The following is a 1,532-nucleotide window of genomic DNA, read 5'->3' on the forward strand; positions in this document are numbered from 1 at the left end:
GTCCCGGGAGTCATGCCATGTCACAGCAAAGGCACCGTTCAGACCGCTGAAGGTATCCTTGAGACCCCGTACATCCATCGTGTGCAGCAGGCACTCGCTGTCTACGTCGAACTTGTTAGCCTCCTCCAAGGCCGCGTACCAGTTGATGAGAGTACCATTGTGCATCCCCGTGAGGTGCTGCGTCTCAAAGGGGTGAGCATTGGCCGTGTTGACAGCACCCTTAGTGGCGTACCTGTTATGGCCCATCAGCAGGACGTGAGTACCTGCGAAAGCCTGTTTGAACTGCCGCGTCTGCATGAAGTCATGCGGAAGCATCGCTGCCTTAGCCCAGTCAGCAAAGCCACGTGCATCCACAGCCACGATACCCGTACTGTGGGCACCCCGGACTACATCAACAGCCAGCATGTCCTTGAAAGCCTCTTCTTCTTTGAGGCCGATCTTACCTACTACACCTACTAGTCCACACATAGTTACGCTCCTGTCACGTATTGATTCAGCAGTTCAAAGAAGTACATCTGGCACTGGTGGGACTTAGCCACGTACTCCGGGTGAGGTTGGAAGCACAGCGCCTTTGTCTTCGGGTACCATACTACCTCACAGTCATCACCTCGCTCGCTCTTGTGGCGGGTGCGTTCTCCATCCTCCCAGTAGGTTGATTCAGATGCTACGGCAATGAGTTCCCCGAGGTCCGGGTCCGGGCTCATCATCTGGTGGTGAGTACTGGTGACGGACACCATCTCACCGGATGCGAGGTCCACCATGAGGTGCTCCCCGCCTATGGCGTGACCGTCGACGTGCTGCTTCATGATGCCACCTGACATGACGTTCAAGAACTGCCCGCCCCGGCATATGCCCACCATAGGCACGCCCCTGTCGATAGCGGCATCGTACACCCGCATCTCGAACATATCCCGGGCCTCACTGGAGTGAGTGGAGGGGTGCGGGTTCTGACCGTACAGACGGGGTGACACATCCTCCCCTCCTGTGAACTGGATGAAGTCAGCCTCCTCGATGTTCGCCACAACATCGAACCCATTGCGGAGGTACATCGTATCGTACTGGTCGTTGCTTAGAACGATGAATACCTTTTTCATAAATCGTACTCCTTGCACAGTTCAGCTACAGCTTTTGCCATATCTGTGATGGTCAGCTCATATGAGAGCCGCTTGAACTCCTCCTTACCCGTCAGGGCGTTCTTTACCTTACGTGGCATGGACAGGCCGTGGACAACAGTCGCGTTGATCGTTGTACCACCTCCGTTGAAGTACTGGTTGAAGTTCTCGAAACCGTTCCGGATAGGTTTCTTCTGTTTCTCCTTCATCTCCGGGAGGGCATTGTCCCGGAACATCTTGACACCCTTGAGTGTGACGGAGGTGCTGTCGAACACCTGATGACCATGACTGTACGACACGAAGCTGTACTGACCCCCCCTTGCGTTCACGAAAGCCTGCATGACGAGAGCCACCCGGGGATGGATACCCCGCTTGACTAGCTCCCACCAGAAATCAACCCGGAAGCTGTACTCGTAATGC

At 55.4% G+C, this 1,532-nt stretch carries 3 protein-coding genes; all 3 read right to left on the reverse strand.

Features of this window, described 5'->3' with window-relative positions; translation table 11 throughout:
- On the reverse strand, positions 1-468 hold a 468-nt coding region (locus V6D20_16840; GenBank protein HEY9817447.1), incomplete at its 3' end, for a hypothetical protein.
- A gap of 2 nt (positions 469-470) precedes the next feature.
- Positions 471-1,094 (reverse strand): gamma-glutamyl-gamma-aminobutyrate hydrolase family protein, encoded by a 624-nt coding sequence (locus V6D20_16845; protein ID HEY9817448.1) that lies wholly within the window; start codon positions 1,092-1,094, stop codon positions 471-473.
- Positions 1,091-1,532 (reverse strand): hypothetical protein (locus V6D20_16850; protein ID HEY9817449.1); only part of this gene is annotated, 442 nt, incomplete at its 5' end. The genes V6D20_16850 and V6D20_16845, both read right to left, overlap by 4 nt.

Source organism: Candidatus Obscuribacterales bacterium, assembly GCA_036703605.1.
GTDB lineage: Bacteria > Cyanobacteriota > Cyanobacteriia > RECH01 > RECH01 > RECH01.

Excerpts from the sequence above, each read along its gene's own strand:
- V6D20_16845 (HEY9817448.1), bottom strand. The coding sequence starts at position 1,094 with ATGAAAAAGGTATTCATCGTTCTAAGCAACGACCAGTACGATACGATG.